This window comes from Paenibacillus wenxiniae (assembly GCF_039822605.1).
Lineage (GTDB): Bacteria > Bacillota > Bacilli > Paenibacillales > Paenibacillaceae > Saccharibacillus > Saccharibacillus wenxiniae.
Genome location: NZ_JBCGUH010000045.1, coordinates 1 through 806, shown reverse-complemented (window position 1 = coordinate 806; position 806 = coordinate 1). Strand labels below are relative to the sequence as shown.

The following is an 806-nucleotide window of genomic DNA, read 5'->3' as shown; positions in this document are numbered from 1 at the left end:
TCATTCCATTGTTAGATGAAGGCGTGCTTTCATCATCATTCATCATGATGTGCTGTTCCGAATGTCGAATCAATGTATCGAGTTTATTCTCAATATATTGGAGTTCTGGATCGACCGGCTCTGGTTGGTAAACGTCCTTTTGAACACTTGGCGCTTCTTCTGTCCACGGCTCGTCTGTTGATTCATCCGGTACTGTTTGGCTGGGCGCTGCGATGCTATGAACGGAAGTATTGGTGGCAGCATATGCTAACATATGAACATAAGGTTCTAAAATAGAGGCAAATAACGAGAGAATCAGTATAAAGCTAATCATATATTTAGAGAACATCGTGCGCATCATAGCTCCTTTATTCGGTTAGTTTAATGATTTAAGACGATATAAGAATCTGAAACTTTCTGCTGATTGTTACGATTGGTGAACACAATTTTGAATTTATGATTGAACTTGCCAGGTACGACTTCGCTTCTATTCTTTTTCTTATTCTTTTTCGTATAGGGCGTTCCACTCGTTTGGATCGTCTGATTCATATTCATTTGGAAACCAGCAATGTGATTGTTATACGAAGGATAAGCTTTGTACACATCTTCTCGACTAACGCCCATCGCTGCATTTCCCATAAATACATCATCCACATACACCTGAATACGTTGAATGCCTACAGGATCTAAATACCATCCTGCAACAACTAAAGGTTCTGTTGGTTCTACAGTTGGACTATCCACTGTAAGTACAATATCCAATCCTTGTACTGCCGGAGTCGGTACAGGCGGCGGAACAAGCGTAGGGTCGGGTGCTGGTTCTGGAG

2 protein-coding genes are annotated in these 806 nt (G+C 41.4%); both read right to left on the bottom strand.

The window, feature by feature from the left end:
* On the bottom strand, window positions 1-337 hold a 337-nt coding region (locus tag AAHF22_RS23760), incomplete at its 3' end, for a hypothetical protein (protein ID WP_347327465.1).
* A 23-nt stretch (window positions 338-360) separates the two neighbouring features.
* The coding region (locus tag AAHF22_RS23755; protein WP_347327464.1) for a hypothetical protein at window positions 361-806 on the bottom strand (446 nt) is incomplete at its 5' end.